Origin of the sequence: Actinomadura chokoriensis, assembly GCF_041463665.1 — a bacterium.
Taxonomy (GTDB): Bacteria; Actinomycetota; Actinomycetes; order Streptosporangiales; family Streptosporangiaceae; genus Spirillospora; species Spirillospora chokoriensis_A.
In genome coordinates this window covers 86,037-103,759 of the sequence record NZ_JAXCEJ010000010.1, presented here as the reverse complement: position 1 = coordinate 103,759, position 17,723 = coordinate 86,037, and the positions used below count along the sequence as shown (strand labels likewise).

Annotated in this window: 18 protein-coding genes; 9 read left to right on the top strand and 9 right to left on the bottom strand. The window is 74.8% G+C overall.

Features of this window, described 5'->3' with window-relative positions; genetic code table 11:
• Positions 1-62: 62 nt before the first annotated feature.
• On the bottom strand, positions 63-269 hold the full coding sequence (locus tag SM418_RS17680) for a cold-shock protein (protein WP_018657218.1): 207 nt from the start codon (positions 267-269) through the stop codon (positions 63-65).
• Positions 270-516: 247 nt separating this feature from the next.
• A complete protein-coding gene (locus tag SM418_RS17675) occupies positions 517-1,188 on the bottom strand; it encodes a TIGR03085 family metal-binding protein (protein WP_371941935.1) in 672 nt (223 codons plus the stop codon).
• 185 nt (positions 1,189-1,373) lie between these two features.
• Here SM418_RS17675 and SM418_RS17670 point away from each other — a divergent pair, with 185 nt between their 5' ends.
• The 4 genes from SM418_RS17670 to SM418_RS17655 all read left to right on the top strand — a co-directional run bounded on the left by SM418_RS17670 (position 1,374) and on the right by SM418_RS17655 (position 6,918).
• The gene (locus SM418_RS17670) at positions 1,374-3,176 is read left to right on the top strand and encodes an ABC transporter ATP-binding protein (RefSeq protein WP_371942052.1); all 1,803 of its coding nucleotides are present in this window, start codon (positions 1,374-1,376) and stop codon (positions 3,174-3,176) included.
• Positions 3,173-5,044 carry an ABC transporter ATP-binding protein gene (locus tag SM418_RS17665; RefSeq protein ID WP_371941934.1) on the top strand — a complete coding sequence of 624 codons (1,872 nt, stop codon included), beginning with the start codon at positions 3,173-3,175 and terminating at the stop codon, positions 5,042-5,044. The genes SM418_RS17670 and SM418_RS17665 overlap by 4 nt, the downstream gene beginning before the upstream one ends.
• A gap of 62 nt (positions 5,045-5,106) precedes the next feature.
• Positions 5,107-6,363 carry a hypothetical protein gene (locus SM418_RS17660; RefSeq protein ID WP_371941933.1) on the top strand — a complete coding sequence of 419 codons (1,257 nt, stop codon included), beginning with the start codon at positions 5,107-5,109 and terminating at the stop codon, positions 6,361-6,363.
• 78 nt (positions 6,364-6,441) lie between these two features.
• The gene (locus tag SM418_RS17655) at positions 6,442-6,918 is read left to right on the top strand and encodes a hypothetical protein (protein WP_371941932.1); all 477 of its coding nucleotides are present in this window, start codon (positions 6,442-6,444) and stop codon (positions 6,916-6,918) included.
• Between the two features lie 17 nt (positions 6,919-6,935).
• On the opposite strand, the gene SM418_RS17650 is transcribed toward SM418_RS17655, so the two are convergent.
• Positions 6,936-7,574 (bottom strand): phosphorylase family protein, encoded by a 639-nt coding sequence (locus tag SM418_RS17650; RefSeq protein ID WP_371941931.1) that lies wholly within the window; start codon positions 7,572-7,574, stop codon positions 6,936-6,938.
• Between the two features lie 126 nt (positions 7,575-7,700).
• Here SM418_RS17650 and SM418_RS17645 point away from each other — a divergent pair, with 126 nt between their 5' ends.
• Positions 7,701-8,036, top strand: a complete 336-nt coding sequence (locus SM418_RS17645; protein WP_371941930.1) for a hypothetical protein — start codon at positions 7,701-7,703, stop codon at positions 8,034-8,036.
• 19 nt (positions 8,037-8,055) lie between these two features.
• Positions 8,056-9,231: a winged helix DNA-binding domain-containing protein gene (locus tag SM418_RS17640; RefSeq protein WP_371941929.1), complete on the top strand. Its 1,176-nt coding sequence runs from the start codon at positions 8,056-8,058 to the stop codon at positions 9,229-9,231.
• On the opposite strand, the gene SM418_RS17635 is transcribed toward SM418_RS17640, so the two are convergent.
• The 3 genes from SM418_RS17635 to SM418_RS17625 are packed head-to-tail and all read right to left on the bottom strand — an operon-like array spanning position 9,221 to position 11,270.
• The gene (locus SM418_RS17635; protein WP_371941928.1) at positions 9,221-9,457 is read right to left on the bottom strand and encodes a hypothetical protein; all 237 of its coding nucleotides are present in this window, start codon (positions 9,455-9,457) and stop codon (positions 9,221-9,223) included. The two genes, SM418_RS17640 and SM418_RS17635, sit on opposite strands and share 11 nt — an antisense overlap.
• Positions 9,458-9,495: 38 nt before the next feature.
• Positions 9,496-10,722: a hypothetical protein gene (locus SM418_RS17630; protein ID WP_371941927.1), complete on the bottom strand. Its 1,227-nt coding sequence runs from the start codon at positions 10,720-10,722 to the stop codon at positions 9,496-9,498.
• Complete coding sequence (locus SM418_RS17625) at positions 10,719-11,270, bottom strand: SigE family RNA polymerase sigma factor (RefSeq protein ID WP_371941926.1); 552 nt, start codon at positions 11,268-11,270, stop codon at positions 10,719-10,721. The genes SM418_RS17630 and SM418_RS17625 overlap by 4 nt, the downstream gene beginning before the upstream one ends.
• 172 nt (positions 11,271-11,442) lie before the next feature.
• Here SM418_RS17625 and SM418_RS17620 point away from each other — a divergent pair, with 172 nt between their 5' ends.
• Genes SM418_RS17620 through SM418_RS17610 form a run of 3 tightly spaced genes read left to right on the top strand, consistent with a single transcriptional unit; the run spans position 11,443 to position 15,260 of the window.
• Entirely contained in the window at positions 11,443-12,576 is a 1,134-nt protein-coding gene (locus SM418_RS17620) for an acyl-CoA dehydrogenase family protein (RefSeq protein WP_371941925.1), read from the top strand.
• A complete protein-coding gene (locus SM418_RS17615) occupies positions 12,576-13,523 on the top strand; it encodes an acyl-CoA dehydrogenase family protein (protein WP_371941924.1) in 948 nt (315 codons plus the stop codon). Before SM418_RS17620 ends, SM418_RS17615 begins: the two co-directional genes overlap by 1 nt.
• Before the next feature lie 60 nt (positions 13,524-13,583).
• A complete protein-coding gene (locus tag SM418_RS17610; RefSeq protein ID WP_371941923.1) occupies positions 13,584-15,260 on the top strand; it encodes a CocE/NonD family hydrolase in 1,677 nt (558 codons plus the stop codon).
• 13 nt (positions 15,261-15,273) lie between these two features.
• Here SM418_RS17610 and SM418_RS17605 read toward each other — a convergent pair whose 3' ends face one another.
• From SM418_RS17605 to priA, 3 genes are all read right to left on the bottom strand, one after another.
• Positions 15,274-16,119: an ATP-grasp domain-containing protein gene (locus SM418_RS17605; RefSeq protein WP_371941922.1), complete on the bottom strand. Its 846-nt coding sequence runs from the start codon at positions 16,117-16,119 to the stop codon at positions 15,274-15,276.
• Between the two features lie 66 nt (positions 16,120-16,185).
• Positions 16,186-16,998 carry an imidazole glycerol phosphate synthase subunit HisF gene (gene hisF, locus SM418_RS17600; protein WP_371941921.1) on the bottom strand — a complete coding sequence of 271 codons (813 nt, stop codon included), beginning with the start codon at positions 16,996-16,998 and terminating at the stop codon, positions 16,186-16,188.
• Positions 16,995-17,714, bottom strand: coding sequence for a bifunctional 1-(5-phosphoribosyl)-5-((5-phosphoribosylamino)methylideneamino)imidazole-4-carboxamide isomerase/phosphoribosylanthranilate isomerase PriA (priA, locus tag SM418_RS17595; RefSeq protein WP_371941920.1), 720 nt, complete (start codon positions 17,712-17,714; stop codon positions 16,995-16,997). The genes hisF and priA overlap by 4 nt, the downstream gene beginning before the upstream one ends.
• Positions 17,715-17,723 lie beyond the last annotated feature (9 nt).

Below are 17,723 nucleotides of genomic sequence, written 5' to 3'. Positions count from 1 at the left end.
CCATGAACGAAAGGGCCCGCTCCCAGGCGGGGGGAACGGGCCCAGACGTACGACTACGGGTGTTACAGGGGGACGACCTGGTCGGCCTGCGGACCCCGGTTACCCTGCGTCACCTCGAACTGGACGCGCTGGTTCTCGTCCAGAGTGCGGTATCCGGAGGACTGGATGGCCGAGTAGTGCACGAAGACGTCCGGACCGCCGCCGTCGACGGCGATGAATCCGAAGCCCTTCTCGGCGTTGAACCACTTCACGGTGCCCTGCTGGGGCATGTCTTTCTCCTTGCGGCAAAACCTGGGCCCACACCTCGCGGGCCCGTGCGGTCGCTGCGGAACGCTCTCGCCCCCCGTACGGTCCCGGAAAAGCCAAAACGCCCGCTGCCATCAGTTCGCGGGCGTCTGCACGATCGAGAACCACGACTGCAACCGACGGGCCCACAGTATCACCGCTTCCCCGTAAAGCGGAGGAGCCGCAAGGCACGCGATTCTCCCCCCGGCGAACGATGCCGTTACCTGCCCGTTAAAGACTCCAACCGGTCTCGGTCAGGCTCTTGACAGCGTCCGTGGCCCCGGTGAGACGGACGTCCGCGACGTCCCGGCGGCCCAGCGCCCACAGGACGAGTTCGCCGACCGGGCCGTGCACGCGCACGGCTCCGCGGGCGGCGCGGCCGCGGGCGGGCACCCGCAGGGCGCGGCCGTCCGGTTGCACCAGCGTTACCTCGACCTGACACTTTCTTAGGACAAAGCGGGCAATTTTTATGCGCCGCCAGAGCACTTCCTCGAGTTCCGGCGAGATCTCCCGGGGCTCCCAGTCGGGACGCGCCCGCAGGACGTCCTCATGGTGAACAAAGAACTCGACACCGTTCGCGTTTTTGTCGACTCCCGGAAGCGCGTACAGGGAGAACTTCGCCGGTCCGTCCCGGAACCGTTCCACCAGGCGGTCGAACGGGACGGCGCGCGCCGCGCGGCGCCGGACGCGCTCGGTGTAGAAGGACAGCGGGGACAGCACCAGTCCGGGGGCGGCGTCGGGACGGTTCTCCCGGACGACCAGGTGGGCGGCCAGGTCGCGGGCGCTCCAGCCGGCGCACTTGGTGGCCGCGTCCGGCCCCGCCTCCGCCAGCGCGGCGGCCAGCAGCAGCCGCTCGCTCCGGACGGAGCCGGGATCGGCCGGGCCGTCCTCGGGTGTGCTCATCACCTGATCGTAGGCCGTGGCGGGAGCGCCGGGAATAAGCGCCGGAGCGGGATGGTAGGCAATGTGCAGGCCCGTGGATCCCCTCACCCCGGTCGCAGGGGGCATGTTCCGGGCACCGTCGTGATCGAGGAGTCGCCGTGCCACCTGCGTCCAGACGCGTCAGCCCGCATGTGCTCAGGGAGGGCATGGGCGTGCTGTGGGTCGCGGTCAAGGCCGAGCCGCGGGCGTTCACGGTGTCGGTGCTCGCCAGCGCCCTGTACGCGGCGATGACCGTGGCGACCGCGCGGGTGCTCGGCTGGGCGGCCGAGGAGGTCGTGCTCCCGGCGTTCGAGTCGGGGAGCACGACGGCGGGAGCGCTGGCCGGCGCGGCCGGGCTCATCATGGCGGTGGCGCTGCTGAAGGCGCTCGGCGTCGCGGGACGCCGCTTCTACGCCGGCCTCATGCAGTACCGGATGCAGGCGTCCTACCGCCGCGCGGTGACCCGGCAGTACCTGCGGCTGCCGCTGGCCTGGCACCACCGGCATCCGGCCGGGCAGCTGCTGTCGAACGCCAACGCCGACGTGGAGGCGGTGTGGGCGCCGATCGCGCCGCTGCCGATGGCGGTCGGCGTGGTGTTCATGCTGCTGATCTCGGCGGTGTCGATCCTGGTGACGGACGTCGTCGTGGCCGCGGCCGGCTTCCTGGTCTTCCCCGCGGTCGCGCTGATCAACGTCGTGTACCAGCGGCGGCTGGCGCCGGTGGCGACCCGCGCGCAGCAGCTGCGCGCGGAGGTCAGCGAGGTGGCGCACGAGAGCTTCGAGGGCGGCCTGGTCGTCAAGACCCTCGGCCGGGAGGCGGCCGAGACGCGGCGGTTCCGGGAGCGGGCGGAGGCGCTGCGGGACGCCAACGTCGCGGTGGGCCGGATCCGCGGGCTGTTCGACCCGGTGCTGGAGGCCCTGCCGAACCTCGGCGTCCTCGCCGTCCTGCTGATCGGGTCGCTGCGGCTGGAGGCGGGCGCCATGTCGCCGGGCGACCTCGTGAACGTCGCCTACCTGTTCACGCTGCTGTCGTGGCCGATCCGGGCGCTCGGCTGGGTGCTCGGCGAGGTGCCGCGCAGCGTCGTCGGGTGGCGGCGGGTCCGCGGCGTGCTCGACGCGAGCGGCTCCCTCCCGTACGGGGACGGCGCGGTGGACGGCTCCGGCAAGGCGACCGAGCTGGAGGTCCGCGAGGTGAGGTTCGCCTACGAGGCGGCCGGGGACGTAAGCGGCTCCGGGAGGCACGTCCTGCACGACGTGTCGTTCGCCGCGTCCCCTGGCCGGACGATCGCGGTGGTCGGCCCGACGGGGTCCGGCAAGTCGACGCTGACCTCCCTGCTGGTCCGGCTGGTCGACCCGGCCGACGGCTCCGTCCTGCTGGACGGCGTCGACCTGCGCGACGTCCGCCGCGGCGGGGTCGCGGCGACGGCGGCGCTCGTTCCGCAGCAGACGTTCCTGTTCGACGACACCGTGCGCGGCAACGTGACGCTCGGCCTGGACGTGCCGGACGAGCGGGTCTGGGAGGCGCTGCGCCTCGCGCAGGCGGAGGGCTTCGTCGCGGCGCTCCCGGGCGGCCTCGACGCGCGGGTCGGCGAGCGCGGCGCGACGCTGTCGGGCGGGCAGCGCCAGCGGCTCGCGCTGGCCCGCGCGCTGGTGCGGCGGCCCCGCCTCCTCGTCCTGGACGACGCGACGTCCAGCGTCGACCCGCAGGTCGAGGCCCGCATCCTGCGCAGCCTGCGGGAGGCGCAGTCGGGCGAGGCGGGCGGCGCCACCGTGGTCGTCGTCGCCTACCGCAAGGCCACGATCGCGCTGGCCGACGAGGTCGTCTACATGGAGCACGGCCGCGTCGTCGCGCGCGGCGGCCACGCCGACCTGCTGGAGCGGTCGGAGGGCTACCGCGACCTCGTCAACGCCTACGAGCGGGCCGAGGCGGAGCACGAGGCGGTCGAGGGCGGCGAGGGGGCACTGGCATGACGATCCTGAACACCACCGGCCCGAACGGCCCGGGGCAGAACAGCACGGGCCAGACCAGCACGGGCCGGACCAGCACGGCCCCGAACACCGTGGGCCTGGACACCGCGGCGGTGACCGAGGGCGCGATCAGCACGCTCAGGCGGGGGCTGCGGCTCAGCCCGGAGTTCCGCGCGGGCCTCGCCGGAACGCTCGCCCTCGCGCTCGTGTCCACGGCGGGCCGCGTGGTGGTGCCCGTCGCCGTCCAGCAGACGATCGACAAGGGCCTCGGCCGCGCCGGCGGCCCCGACATCGCCTTCATCCGGACCGCGGTGCTGCTGTGCGCGGTGGCCGTGCTGGTGACGGCCGTGTGCGCGTACCTGATGAACGTGCGGCTCTACAGGACGTCCGAGGGCGGCCTCGCGGCGCTGCGGGTGAAGGCGTTCCGGCACGTCCACGACCTCTCGATGCTCACCCAGAGCGGGGAGCGGCGCGGCGCGCTGGTGTCGCGGGTGACGGGCGACGTCGACCAGATCAGCCAGTTCATGCAGTCCGGCGGGCTGATGTTCATCGTGTCGATCGGGCAGCTGCTCGTGGCGAGCGTGCTGATGCTGGTCTACTCGTGGCAGCTGGCGCTGCTGGTGTGGGCGGCGTTCCTGCCGCTGGCGTTCGCGCTGCGCCGCTTCCAGCGGATCGTGTCGGCGGCCTACTTCCGGGTGCGCGAGCGCATGGGCGACCTGCTGGCCGCGGTCGGCGAGTCGGTCGTGGGCGCCCCGGTCATCCGCGCCTACGCCTCCGAGGAGCGCACCGGCGCCAAGGTGGAGGAGACCGTCGAGTCCTACCGGGCGGCGCAGACCCGCGCGCAGATGATGGTCGCGCTGACGTTCCCGGTCAGCGAGCTGGTCGCCGCGGTGGCGACGGCCGCCGTCGTCATCGCCGGCACCCTGCTCGGCATCGCGGGCGAGGTCTCGGCCGGGAAACTGGTCGCGTTCCTCTTCCTCGTCACCCTGTTCGTCAGCCCGATGCAGACGGCCACCGAAGTGCTGAACGAGGCGCAGAACGCGATCGCCGGCTGGCGCCGCGTGCTCGGCGTGCTGGACACCGTCCCGGACGTCGCCGACCCGGGCGACGCCGGCCGGACGCTGCCGCGCGGCCCGATCGAGGTGCGGTTCGAGTCGGTGGGGTTCGCCTATCCGGGCGGCCCGCGCGTCCTCCATGACGTGAACGCCGACATCGCGCCCCGCAGCCGCGTGGCGATCGTCGGGCAGACGGGTTCGGGCAAGACGACGTTCGCCAAGCTCCTCACCCGCCTCATGGACCCCGTCTCCGGCCGCGTCCTCGTGGACGGCGTGCCCCTCACCGACGTCCGCTTCTCGTCCCTGCGCGAGCGGATCGTGATGGTCCCGCAGGACGGCTTCCTGTTCGACGCGTCCCTCGGCGACAACATCCGTTACGGGAGCCCCGGCGCGTCCGACGAGGACCTCGTCCGCGCGCTCACGGAGCTGGGCCTCGCCGGCTGGCTGGCCGGGCTCCCCCAGGGTCTCGGCACGCCCGTCGGCCAGCGCGGCGAATCCCTTTCGGCGGGCGAGCGCCAGCTCGTCGCCCTGGCCCGCGCCTACATCGCCGACCCGGACCTGCTCGTCCTGGACGAGGCGACCTCGGCCGTCGACCCGGCCACCGAGGTCCGCATCCAGCGGGCCCTGGACGGCCTGACCCGCGGCCGCACGGCGATCTCCATCGCCCACCGCCTCTCCACCGCCGAGGCCGCCGACGAGGTGATCGTCTTCGAGGCGGGGCGCATCGTCCAGCGCGGCCCCCACGAGACCCTCGTCACCCGGCCCGGCGTCTACGCCGACCTGCACGCCTCCTGGACCGCGCAGCGGGAGATGTGAGACGAGGACGACCTGGGGTAAAGGACTTGCCCGTTATCTGGTCTAGTGCGCATTCTGGCGGGGTGAGCAACGAGGTCGTGTTGGAATCGGCGGGCACGCTGCACGGTCAGCTGCAGCGTGGGCTCGGCAGGGCCGCGCGGCGCGCGGCGGACAGGCCGGGGGCGGGCGAGTACGTGTACGCCTGCGTCCGGCGGGACCCGCGATGGGACCGCCAGTGCGAGTCGCGGCGGCTGTACTACGCCCGGCTGATGGTGGATCTGGAGTTGCCGGCCGGGCCGGTGGCCGAGCACCTGTTCGACCCGTCCGACCACACCGATCCCGACGACTGGCGGGTCGACCTGGCGCTCGGCGTGCTCGCGGACCTGGTGCGGCTGAGCCGGCGCGAGGCGGCGGCGCCGCTGCGGCGGTACGCCGAGGAGGGCGCCCAGTGGTTCGACGCGGTGACCGAGCTCATCGACCTCGAGGATCCGTCCCTGACGATCGGTCTGGACGAGCTGGTGGCGGCGCGGTGCGACGACGCCGACCTGGACACGCTGATCCCGTTCGGGCGCAACCCGGTGATCGAGGCGTGGGCGGCGCGGCAGCCGCGGGTGGCGCGGGCGCTGGCGCGGCAGCGGGAGGCGGGCCGCGCGGCGCGCCGCGCGATGGCCGCCGCCACCGCGCGGGACGCGCAGAGCGAGGCGGAACTGCTGGAGCTGGCGCGGCGGCGCGGCGAGGGCGCCATCGCGGCGATCTTCGAGCTGGGGCGGCGGCGGACGCCGGCGCTGCTCGACCTCGCCGAGGAGCTGCTGCCGCAGCGGCCGAGCAGGTTCGGCGGCGCGGTGCGCCGGGCGCTGCGCGAGTACGGGCCGGAGACGCTGCCGCGGGCGCGGGCCTGGGCGGCCGAACGCGGCGGCTGCGCCGACATGGGGCTGCGCATCCTCGCCCGGTACGGCACCCGGCAGGACATCCCGCTGCTCATGGACGAGCTGCGCGGGGCCGTCGCCCGGCGGGAGTGGGGCGGCGCCGCCGGGCCGATCGAGGGGCTGGGGCGGCTGCGCGCGGGCGAGGCCGTCCCGCTGCTGAAGACCGCTTGGACCGAGTCCACCTACGCGTATCTGAGACCCCGCATCCTGACCGCGCTGACGAGAACCGCCCCGCACACGGCCGAGTCCTACACCGCCGAGGGGCTGTGGGACTGCGAGGAGGGCGTGCGCGCGGAGGCCGCCCGCTCAGCCCCGCTCACTCGCGAGACGGTGCTGCGGCTGCGACGGCTGCACCAGGACGGCGCCGAGGAGCCCGACGTCCGCGCGGCGGCGGGCGCGCGCCTGATGGCCTGAGCGGATCGGTGAACCCCGCCGGGGCGGGACGCGTATTCATCCGTCGAATCGCGCATCTCACCCCGGAGAGGAATGGCGATGGGTCCCCGACACCCCCTCGGCCCGATCACGCTGCCGCGCGTGAGGGCCGCGCTGCTGTGCGCGGCGGCGCTGGCGGCGCCGCTCGCGGCCGGCTGCTCCGCGAAGCCGGACGCCTCCTCCGGCGGGAAGGCCGCCGAGCCGGCGAGCCTGCGGGAGCTGGCCCGGCGGACGGACTGCGACGTGACCGGCACGCGCAAGGTCAAGGATCTGGAGCAGGGGAACTGCAAGACCCCGCGCGGCCGCTACGTCCTGCTGAGCTTCGTCAGCGACCAGGGCATGGACTCCTGGCTGCACGAGGCCAAGCCGTGGGGCGGGTGGTACCTGGTCGGGGCCCGCTGGGTGGCGGTCAGCGAGAAGCCGACACTGGAGTCGCTCCGCAAGGACCTCGGCGGCGAGATCGTCCAGGGTGACCACCACGACGGCGCCGGCTCCGGAGGCGGGCACGGAGGCGCGCACGGAGGCGGGCACGGCTGAGCGCTGGGCGGGACGGCTCAGCCGGTCGCGGTGCCCTCCTCGCCGCGGACCAGCAGCACGCTCCAGCGTTCCAGGGCCGGGCCGGTGCGGGCCAGGACGCGCCGCGCGGCCAGCCCGCGCCCGATCGTGCCGGGGTGCCACAGCGGGTGCCCGGGGCCGTCCACGACGACCCGGACGGCGGCGACCGGCAGCCTGCCGGCCCGTGCGGCGACGACGGCCGACTCCATGTCGGCGAGGCGCGCGCCCTGCGCGGCCAGCCTGGCGCGTTCCGCGCCGTGGACGACGTGGTCCGTGGTCACCAGGGGGCCGACCTGCACGCTGAGGCCGTCCCGGATCAGTTCCTCCGCGAGCAGGCGCGGCGCGCTGCACGGCACCGCCGCCCCGCCCGCGCCGCGGATCTCGTCGGCGACGAGGACGTCGCCCGGCCGCAGCCGCTCGTCGAGCGCGCCGCCGAAGCCGACGGCGACGAGGGCGGCGCACGCGTCCGGCAGCCGGGCCGCGTGCCGCGCCCGGTAGCCGACGACCACGACGGGGGTGCGGCTGAGCCCGCGCCGGACCGCGCGGGCCTCCATCCGCAGCGCGGCGCACACGACCGGGCCGAGCACGGGCGACTCCACGGCCCCGTCGCCGCTCACCGGGGCGCTGTCGGTACTCACCCGCACAGCGAAGCACGGTGTCACCGGGAAGATCCAGCCGCGTCACCGCGCGGTACCACATTCGTCCTGAGCGGCTCCGCCCCGGGGAGGGCGACGGCCGCCCGGCGGGCCCATAGACTCCACCGCATGACCTCCTTTCCCCTCCGGCGGAAGCTGGCCGTGATCCCGTTCGTCCTGCTGCCGCTCGGCGCCCTGGCCGCGTGCGGCGGCGAGAACAGCAAGACCTCCTGCAACGTCAGCTCCTGCACGGTGACCTTCGAGCGCGGCGTCGACGCGAGCGCGTCCATCCTCGGTGTGGAGGCGGAACTGGTGAAGGTGCAGGGCCAGCTGGTCACCCTCAAGGTCGCGGGCCAGACGGTGACCGTGCCGGTGGGCGACGGCGAGCAGGCCGAGGGGTTCGACATCTCGGTCCAGTCGGTCACCAAGGACAGTGTCGTGGTGAAGATCTCCAACAGCGGCTGACCCGCCCTAAGCTTCGTACATGCGTTCGATGAATCCGGCGGAGCGCCGTGCCCGGCTCGCGCTCCGTCACCGGCTCGCCCCGCAGGCGAGGACGGACGACGTCCTCGACATCGCGCGGTCCATGGTGGTGCTGCACGCCACCGATCCGGCCACGGTGTTCCTGTCCGTCGCGGCGCGCAGCGTCGACGCCGCCCCGGACGCGGTGGAGCGCGCCCTGTACGACGACCGCACGCTGCTGCGGATGCTCGCGATGCGCCGGACGATGTTCGTCGCCCCCACCGAGCTGGTCCCGGTGCTGCAGGCGTCCACGGCGAACGGGCTGGCGGCCAAGCAGCGCGCCACCTACGCCCGGATGATCGAGCGGGGCAGCGACATCCGCGACGCCCCGGCGTGGTTCGCGGCGGCCGAGGAGTCCGCACACGAGGCGCTGCTGGGCCGCGGCGAGGCGACGGGCGCGCAGCTCGGCGCCGACGCCCCCGTGCTGCGGACGCGGGTCGACCCGGCGCCGGGCAAGTCCTACTCCCGGCCCACGAGCGTCACCACCTGGGTCCTCGTCACGCTCGGCTGCGAGGGCCGCATCGTGCGGGGGCGGCCGAACGGGTCGTGGGCCAGCAGCCAGTACAGGTGGTCGCCGGTCGAGGCGTGGCTGCCGGGCGGCATCGAGGACGTCCCGGCCGCCGACGCCCGCGCCGCCCTCGTCCGCCGCTGGCTGCGCGCGTTCGGCCCCGCCCCGGTCGCGGACGTCAAGTGGTGGACGGGCTGGAACGCCGGTGACGTCCGCGGGGCCCTCGCGCTCCTCGACGTCACCGAGGTCGATCTCGGCGGCGGCACCGGCATCGTGCTGTCCGACGACCTGGAGCCCGCACCCGGGCCGGAGCCGTGGGCGGCGCTGCTGCCCGCTCTCGACCCGACGCCGATGGGCTGGCGGGAGCGCGGCTGGTTCCTCGGCGGCCACGGCCCCGCGCTGTTCGACCGGAACGGCAACATCGGCCCGTCGGTCTGGTGGGACGGGCGTGTCGTCGGCGGCTGGGCGCAGCGCGCGGACGGGGAGATCGCCGTCCGCGTCCTGGAGGACGTGGGCGCCGACGCGGAGGCGGCGATCGAGCGGGAGGCGGCGCGGATGTCGGCCTGGTACGGCGACGTCCGCGCGGTCCCCCGCTTCCGCACCCCGCTGGAGCGCGAGCTCACCTCCTGACGCGGGCGATCAGGCTCGCGACGACCTGCGCCTTCTCCGGGGCCAGTCCGGCCAGCCACCGCAGCACCTCCCGGTCGTAGGCGCCGAGCTCGACACCGTTCTCGGCGCATGTCCGGAGCAGCATGTCGAAGGTCCTGGCCCGCGCCACGCCGGGTTTGCAGTACGCGGCGTAGAGGTCGCGGACGTCCGCGGCGACGTCGCCCTCGGTGTCGTACGGCCCGCTCACGACGGCCCCCTTTTCCTGATCGACGCCCGCAGCCGCGGTCACCGCGTCCTGCCGAGGCGGTAGACGGAGCCGTCGCGCCAGAGCAGCCAGCCGCCCGCCGCGAGGACCTCGCCTCGCCATGTGGCCAGTCGCACCGAGCGCGTGTCCCACACCGTCGCGAGGCCGGCGACGGTGTAGGCGATCACGTCGTCGCCGGCGGTGAGCCGCACCGCCGGGGCCTGGCCGGCGGTGAGCGGCCGCCCCTGGTGTATGCCGAGCACCCTCGTCCACGTCTTCCGGTCGAAGATGGTCACGGTCCCGTCGACGGCCCAGGCGAAGTAGCGGCCGGTCGCCGCCGCCTGCCACACCGGCTCGGGCGACAGCGGCCCCTCGACCGGTATCTGTACTCCCTTCGGCCTCCTGTCGGGACCGACGGATGTGAGCCCCCCCATGGATCCGCTCGGCTTCCCGGTGGGCTTCTGCGCGCGGACCCCGCCCGGCAGGGGGTGGCGCTTGGTGATCTCGCTCGTCCGGACGTCGACTTCGCGGAGGCCGTTGGCCTTGTCCGTGGGGTCGACGGTGAACAGCGTCGGGTAGGCGAGCGCCTTGGCGTAGCCGAAGCTCCCCCGCGGGTTCTCCATCGTCTTCCCCGCGCCGCAGCCGGTGGCGAGGAACGGCTGGTCCATGACGTCGCTGCCGATGACCACGCCGCCGCCCGCGAGGACCGGACGCTCGGCCATGGCGCCCTGATCGTCGATCCCGCGGGTGAGGCCGCCCGGGACGCGACAGTTCAGCCGATTCGAGCCCGGGGCGATCCAGGTGCCGAACCCGCGGCCGGTGGCGAGCCCTCCGGCGGCGCGCCCGCCGAGGCGGCGGGGCGTGCCGCCCCCGGGGCCGGCCCGCCAGACGCGGCCGTCCGGGGCGCGGCCGATGACCGAGCCGTCGGCGCCGACGGCGTCCGCCCGGAACGTCCCACCGCCCGGCAGCCGGGTGGGGATCGTGACGATGCTGGAGGCGTCCATCGGGACGCCCGGCGGCCTGCCGGTGATCCCTCCCAGCGTGTCCGGCGCGTCCTCCGGGGGGCCGGACAGGGCGAGCGGCGCGGCGACCGCGGCGGCGGTGGCCACGACGGCGGTGGCCACGACGGCCGACGGTACGGCGATCCGGCGGCGGACTCGCGCGCGGCGGAGCCTGCGGGCGTTCTCCGCGTGGGCACCGGCATGGGGGCGGACGGTCTCCGCCCCCGCGCCGAAGGCCTCCCTGAGCCTTTCCTCGATCCCGTTCACGCGCTCTCCCCGTCCTCAGGTCGGTCCTTCAGTCGTCTGCCGAGTGCCGCGATGGCGCGGGCGGTGTGGGCCTTGACGGTGCCCGGCGCGATGCCCAGCGTCCCGGCCGTGTCGCGCTCGCTCAGGTCGAGCCAGTACCGCAGCACGAGCACCTCCCGCTGCCGGCCGGGCAGGTCCGCGACCGCCGCGAGCAGGGCGCGGACGTCCTCGCCGTGCACGACCTGGTGCTCCGCGGACCCGTCCTCGCCGGGCGGCGCGAGCTGCGCGTGCCGGCGCCGCGCCATCCGCAGGTGCCGCAGCCGGCTGCGGCACGCGTTGCACACGCTGGACCGCAGGTAGGCCAGCGCGGCGTTCTGGTCGCGCAGGGTGCGGCGCCTGCCGTGCAGGCGGACGAAGGCGTCCTGCACCACGTCCTCGGCGTCGTCGGCGCCGAGGAGGGCGGCGAGCCTGACCAGCCCCCAGAAGTGCGCGGTGAACAGTTCCTCGTACCCGTCGTCCGAGTCCTCGGGCGCCACGGCCGCGGCCTCCGCTGTCTGTTGGTACGTCACGGGCCAGAGACGAACGTAGGCGGGATCGGTTTACCGGCGGGACGCCGGTTTCCCGGTGGCCGGAACGGGCCACCGCAACACGCCGCCCGCCAAGGGCGGGCCCGGGTAAGGGCCCGCTGACCACAGTCCGAGGGCGCGTCTGTAACGTCACCCTGAGACTGAGGAGGCGCACGTGGCCGCACCGACCGACCTGGAGCCCGGAACGCTCCCCCCGCAGGCCGCCGAGCTAAGGACGCGGGTACGGGAGTTCCTGGCGCGGACGCCGTTCACGGCCCGCTGCGACAGCTGGCTCACCGGCGCGGACCCCGCGTTCAGCCGCCGGCTCGCCGAACGCGGCTGGCTCGGCATGACGCTGCCCGAACGGTACGGCGGGCACGGGCGCTCCCCGCTGGAACGGTTCGTGGTGATCGAGGAGCTGCTGGCCGCCGGAGCGCCAGTGGGCGCGCACTGGATCGCCGACCGGCAGACCGGGCCGAGCATCCTCGCCAACGGCACCGAGGAGCAGAAGGCGCGGTTCCTGCCCGCGATCGCGCGCGGCGAGTGCTTCTTCGCGATCGGGATGAGCGAGCCCGACTCCGGCTCGGACCTCGCGTCCGTCCGCACCCGCGCCGACCGCGCGGAGGGCGGGTGGCGCCTGCACGGCACCAAGGTGTGGACGAGCGGCGCCCACATCGCGCACGCGATCCTCCTTCTGGCGCGCAGCGCGCCGAGGTCGGACGACCGGCACGCGGGCCTGACCCAGTTCATCGTCCCGCTGCCGGACGAGCGGGTGACGATCCGGCCGATCCGCGGGCTGTCCGGCGAGCACCACTTCAACGAGGTGGTGTTCGACGGCGTGTTCGTCCCGGATGCGATGGTGCTCGGCCGCGCCGGGGACGGCTGGCGGCAGGTCACCGCCGAACTCGCCTACGAGCGCAGCGGCCCGGAGCGGCTGCTCAGCACGTTCATGCTGATCCGGCTCCTGCACGAGCGCGCGACCGGCCCGGCGGCGCGGCGCGCGCTCGGCCGGCTGACCGGGCGGCTGTGGTCGCTGCGGCAGGCGTCCCTGGCCGTGGCGGGCGCCCTGGAGGCCGGGCGGACCCCGGACGTCCCCGCGGCGCTGGTCAAGGACCTCGGGACGCGGTTCGAACGCGAGGTCATCGAGGTCGTGCGCGAGCACGCGGGCGTGGAGCCCGACCTCGCCTCCCCCGACCCGCTGGCCCGCACGCTGGCGGAGTCGGTCGTCCAGGCGCCCGGGTTCACGCTGCGGGGCGGCACCAACGAGATCCTGCGCGGCATCGTCGCGCGCGGCCTGGGAGTGCGCTGATGGAGCTGCTGGAGGAGACCGCGAACGAGATCCTGTCCGGGGACGAGCCGTGGGCGGCGCTGATGGAGTCCGGGCTCGCGCTGGTCGGGGTGTCGGAGGAGGCGGGCGGCAGCGGCGGGTCCCCGGCCGACGCCGCCGTCGTGCTCCGCGCGGCGGGACGCCACGCCGTCTCCGTGCCCCTCGCCGAGACGGGCTGGCTCGCCGGCCGGCTTCTCGCCGGGGCCGGGCTGCCGGTTCCGCCCGGTGTCCTCACGGCGGCGTCCGGGGAGGTCGAGGTCGGCGATGGCCGGACCCTGAGCGGAACGCTGCGGCGGGTTCCGTGGGCGCGCTCCGCGCACCGGCTCGCCGTCCTGGCGGAAGGACTCGTCGCGATCGTCGATCCGGCGCGCGCGCAGATCACCGAGGGGGAGAACGTGGCGGGCGAGCCCCGCGACGACGTCGTCCTGTCCGGCGTCCGGGCGGAGGCGGTGGCGCCGTGCGGCGTGGACGCGGCGGAGCTGCGGCGGCGCGGTGCGCTGGCGCGGGCACTGCAGCTGACCGGGGCGATGGGGCGGGCGCTCGAGCTGTCCGTCCGCTACGCGGGCGAGCGCGAGCAGTTCGGGCGGCCGGTCGGGCGGTTCCAGGCCGTCCAGCAGATGCTCGCCGAACTCGCGGGCGAGGCCACGGTCGCCGACGTCGCGGTGCGCGCCGCCGTCGCCGCCCCCGGCGACCCGGTCGCGGTGGCCGCCGCCAAGGCGAACGCGTCGCGCGCGGCGGGCACGGTGGCGGCGATCGCGCACCAGGTCCACGGCGCGCTCGGCGTCACGGAGGAGCACGTGCTGCGCCAGGTCACGCTGCGGCTCTGGTCCTGGCGGGACGAGTACGGGAACGAGACGGCCTGGTCGGACGAACTGGGCGCCTCGGCCGCCGAGGCTCCCGACCCGTGGGCGTTCATCACCGGCCCCTGACGGTTGCGGCCCGCCTCCGCGGTTATCTACCAGGTGGTAGCAACCTCACGTGGAGGCGGCATGGCGCTTGGGCTCCCTTACCCGCGAGGGCTGTCGCGCTACACGGTCGAGCGCGACCTGCCGGCGACCATGCCGGACGGCGTGACGCTGCTCGCCGACCGGTACGTCCCCGCCGGCGTCGAGCGCCCGCCCACGATCCTGGTGCGGACCCCCTACGGGCGGCGCGGGCCCGCCGCCCTCGCCAACGGGCTGCTGTTCGTCCCGTTCGGCTTCCAGCTGGTCGTGCAGAGCGCGCGCGGGACGTCCGGTTCCGGCGGCGAGTTCGATCCGCTCGGCAGTGAACGCGACGACGGCCTCGTCACCATCGAGTGGATGAAGCGGCAGCCCTGGTTCCACGGCACGTTCGCCACCTTCGGCCCCAGCTACCTCGGCTACTCGGCGTGGGCGACCGCCGCCGAGGCGGGCCCCGCGCTGAAGGCGATGTCGCTGCAGATCACCGCGTCCTCGTTCCGCGACGCCGCCTACGTGGGCGGGTCGTTCGCGCTGGAGTCGGCGCTGGCCTGGACGGACCTCACCCATCGGCAGCAGCGGCCGCTCGGCCTGCTGACCGCACCGCTGACGTCCCGGCGCCGCGCCGTGCGCGCCGCCCGCTCCGGCCGTCCCCTCACCGAGCTGGACGTGCTGGCCGGCGGCCGGCCCATGCGCTTCTACCAGGACCTCCTCGCCAACCACTCCGTCACGCGCGGCTACTGGGACCGGCGCGACTTCAGCGGCACCGTCGGACAGGTCGGCGCGCCCGTCAGCCTCCTCGGCGGCTGGTACGACGTGTTCCTGCCGTGGGAGATCAAGGACTACCTCGCGCTGCGCGCCGCCGGGCACTCCCCGTACCTGACCATCGGCCCCTGGTGGCACACCGACGCCCGGCACGGCCTTCCGGGCATCCGCGAGTCGCTCGCCTGGTTCCGCGCCCACCTGCAGGGCGACCCGTCCGGCCTGCGCTCCGACCCCGTCCGCGTCTACGTCACCGGCGCCCGCGAATGGCGGCACTACCGCGACTGGCCCCCGCCGGGGACCCGGCGGGTGCGCTGGCACCTGCACGCGGGCCCGTCGGACCGGCACGGCCTCGGCGAGGACGGCCCGCAGGACCATCCGGCCAGCACCTACACCTTCGACCCGGCCGATCCCACGCCCGCGCTCGGCGGTCCCACGCTGCTCGGCAGCTCCCGTCCCGTCGACAACAGGCCGCTGGAGCGGCGCCGGGACGTCCTCGTGTTCACCTCCCGGCCCCTCAGGGCCGACATGGACGTGATCGGCCCGGTCGGCGCCGACCTGTTCGTCCGCTCCGACCGCGAGCACACCGACTTCGTCGTCCGGCTCTGCGACGTCGCCCCGGACGGGACGTCCCGCAACGTCTGCGAGGGCGGCCTGCGCCTGCCCGCGGCCGACGGGAAGCGCGTCGGCGCCGACGGCGTCCGCCGCGTCGCCGTCGACCTGTGGCCGACCGGCCACCGCTTCGCGCGCGGCCACCGCGTCCGCGTCCACGTCACCAGCGGAGCCCACCCCAAGGTCGCCGCCAACCCCGGCACCGGCGAGCCCCTGGCCACCGCCGCGACCCGCATGCTCAAGGCCCGCCAGGAGGTGTTCCACGACCCGGACCATCCGTCCGCGATCATCCTCCCGGTCGCCGAGCGCTCCCCCGAGGCCGCCGTCCCCGCCCCCGAGGAGGACGCGCTCTAGAGGAGGACGCGCCCTAGAGGCGGGCGGCGATCGCCTTGGCGAACCTTTCGGCGCTGCCGGGACCGTGCTGGAGGTAGAGGTTGGGTTCGGTCAGTTCGAGTTCGATGATGAGCGGGGCGCCGTCCGGGCCGGCGATGAGGTCGACGCGCGCGTAGAGGAGGTCGCGGCCGCCGGGGACGGCGGCGAGCGCGCGGTTCGCGACGTCCAACTCGGCTTCGGTGGCGGTCGACGCGGTGACCTGGCCGCGCTCGGTGTCGTCGCGGACGGAGCCCTGGACGCCGGCGCCGGCGGTGAGGATCTGGGCCTTGCGCCCGGCGTGGCTGAACTCGCCTTCGCAGAAGACCAGGGCCGTCTCGCCGGCGGTGTCGACAGCGGACAGGTAGGGCTGGACCATCGCCGTCCGTCCCGCGCCGCGCAGCGAGCGCAGGTGGGCGCGGGCCTGTTCCTCCTCGCCGGGCCCCCAGCGGGCCGTGTCGCCGGAGCCGATGGAGACGGCCGGCTTGATGACGTACTCCGGCCAGTCAGGCGGGACGTCGTCCGGGTCCCAGCGGGTCGGGACGACGGGCAGGTTCGCGTCCGCGAGGTCGCGGAGGTAGCGCTTGTCGGTGTTCCAGCGGACGAGCCCGGCGGGGTTGAGGACGCGCGGCAGGCTCTCCGCCCACCCCACGAACTCCTCGCGCCGGGAGGTGTAGTCCCAGGTGGAGCGGATGACGACGAGATCGTGGCGGGACCAGTCGACGTCGGCGTCCCAGACGGCGGGCTCGGCGTCGACGCCCAGCGGGGCGAGGGCGGCGATGAGGGCCTGGACGTCGTCGCTCCCGCCGGGCAGCAGCGACCACGTCGCGAACGCGACGCTCATTCCGGGCGGGTCATGTCGGGGGGTTCATGTCGGGGGGTCATCTCGGGGGGTTCCTCTTCGGGCGTCTCAGCGGACGGGGTTGCCGGCCTCCCGCAGGGCCGCCTTGACCTCGGAGACGGTCAGCTCCCCGAAGTGGAAGACGCTGGCGGCGAGGACCGCGTCCGCGCCCGCGGCCACGGCCGGGGCGAAGTGGTCCACGGCCCCGGCGCCGCCGCTGGCGATCACCGGCACCGTCACCGCCTCCCTGACCTGGTGGATCATCTCGAGGTCGAAGCCCGCCTTGGTGCCGTCGGCGTCCATCGAGTTCAGCAGGATCTCCCCGACGCCGAGCTCCTCGGCGCGGCGCGCCCACTCGACCGCGTCGATGCCGGTACCCTTGCGCCCGCCGTGCGTGGTCACCTCGAAGCCCGACTCCGTGCCCTGCTCAATGGCCTGCTCAATGGCCTGCTCGGTGGCCTGCTCGTGGGAGGGCACGACGCGCCGCGCGTCCACCGACAGGACGATGCACTGCGACCCGAAGCGGTGCGCGGCCTCCCGCAGGAACTCCGGACGCGCGATCGCGGCCGTGTTCACCGACACCTTGTCGGCGCCCGCCCGCAGCAGCCGGTCGACGTCCTCGACCGTGCGGACGCCGCCGCCGACGGTCAGCGGGATGAAGACCTGCTCGGCGGTGCGGCGCACCACGTCGTAGGTCGTGGAGCGGTCGGCGCTGGACGCGGTGATGTCCAGGAACGTCAGCTCGTCGGCGCCCTCGGCGTCGTAGCGGCGTGCCAGCTCCACCGGGTCGCCGGCGTCCCGCAGGTTCTGGAAGTTGACGCCCTTGACCACGCGCCCGGCGTCGACGTCCAGGCACGGGATCACCCGCACGGCCACGGTCACTTCACGGCCTCCAGGGCCTCTTCCAGGGTGAACGCCTGCGCGTACAGGGCCTTGCCGACGATCGCGCCCTCCACGCCCGTGCCGACGAGGCCCGCGAGGGCCCGCAGGTCGTCGAGGGACGAGACGCCGCCGGAGGCGATGACGGGCTTGTCGGTCCGGGAGCAGACCTCGCGGAGCAGTTCGGTGTTGGGGCCGCGCAGCGTCCCGTCCTTGGTGACGTCGGTGACCACGTAGCGGGGGCAGCCGTCGTCCTCCAGCCGCGCGAGGACCTCCCACAGGTCGCCGCCCTCCCGCGTCCAGCCGCGCGCGGCGAGCGTCGTGCCCCGCACGTCCAGCCCGACCGCGATCTTGTCGCCGTGCGAGGCGATGATCTTGCGGCACCACGCGGGGTCCTCCAGGGCGGCGGTGCCGATGTTGACCCGGGCGCACCCGGTCGACAGGGCCGCCTCCAGCGACGCGTCGTCGCGGATGCCGCCCGACAGCTCGACCTTCACGTCCAGCCGCCCGGTCACCTCGGCGAGCAGCTCCCGGTTGGACCCGCGCCCGAACGCGGCGTCCAGGTCGACCAGATGGATCCACTCCGCCCCCGCCCGCTGCCAGGCCAGCGCCGCCTCGAGGGGGGCGCCGTAGGAGGTCTCGGTGCCGGCCTCGCCCTGGACCAGGCGGACCGCCTGGCCGTCGGCGACGTCGACGGCGGGAAGGAGCGTCAAAGTCATGCGGAAACC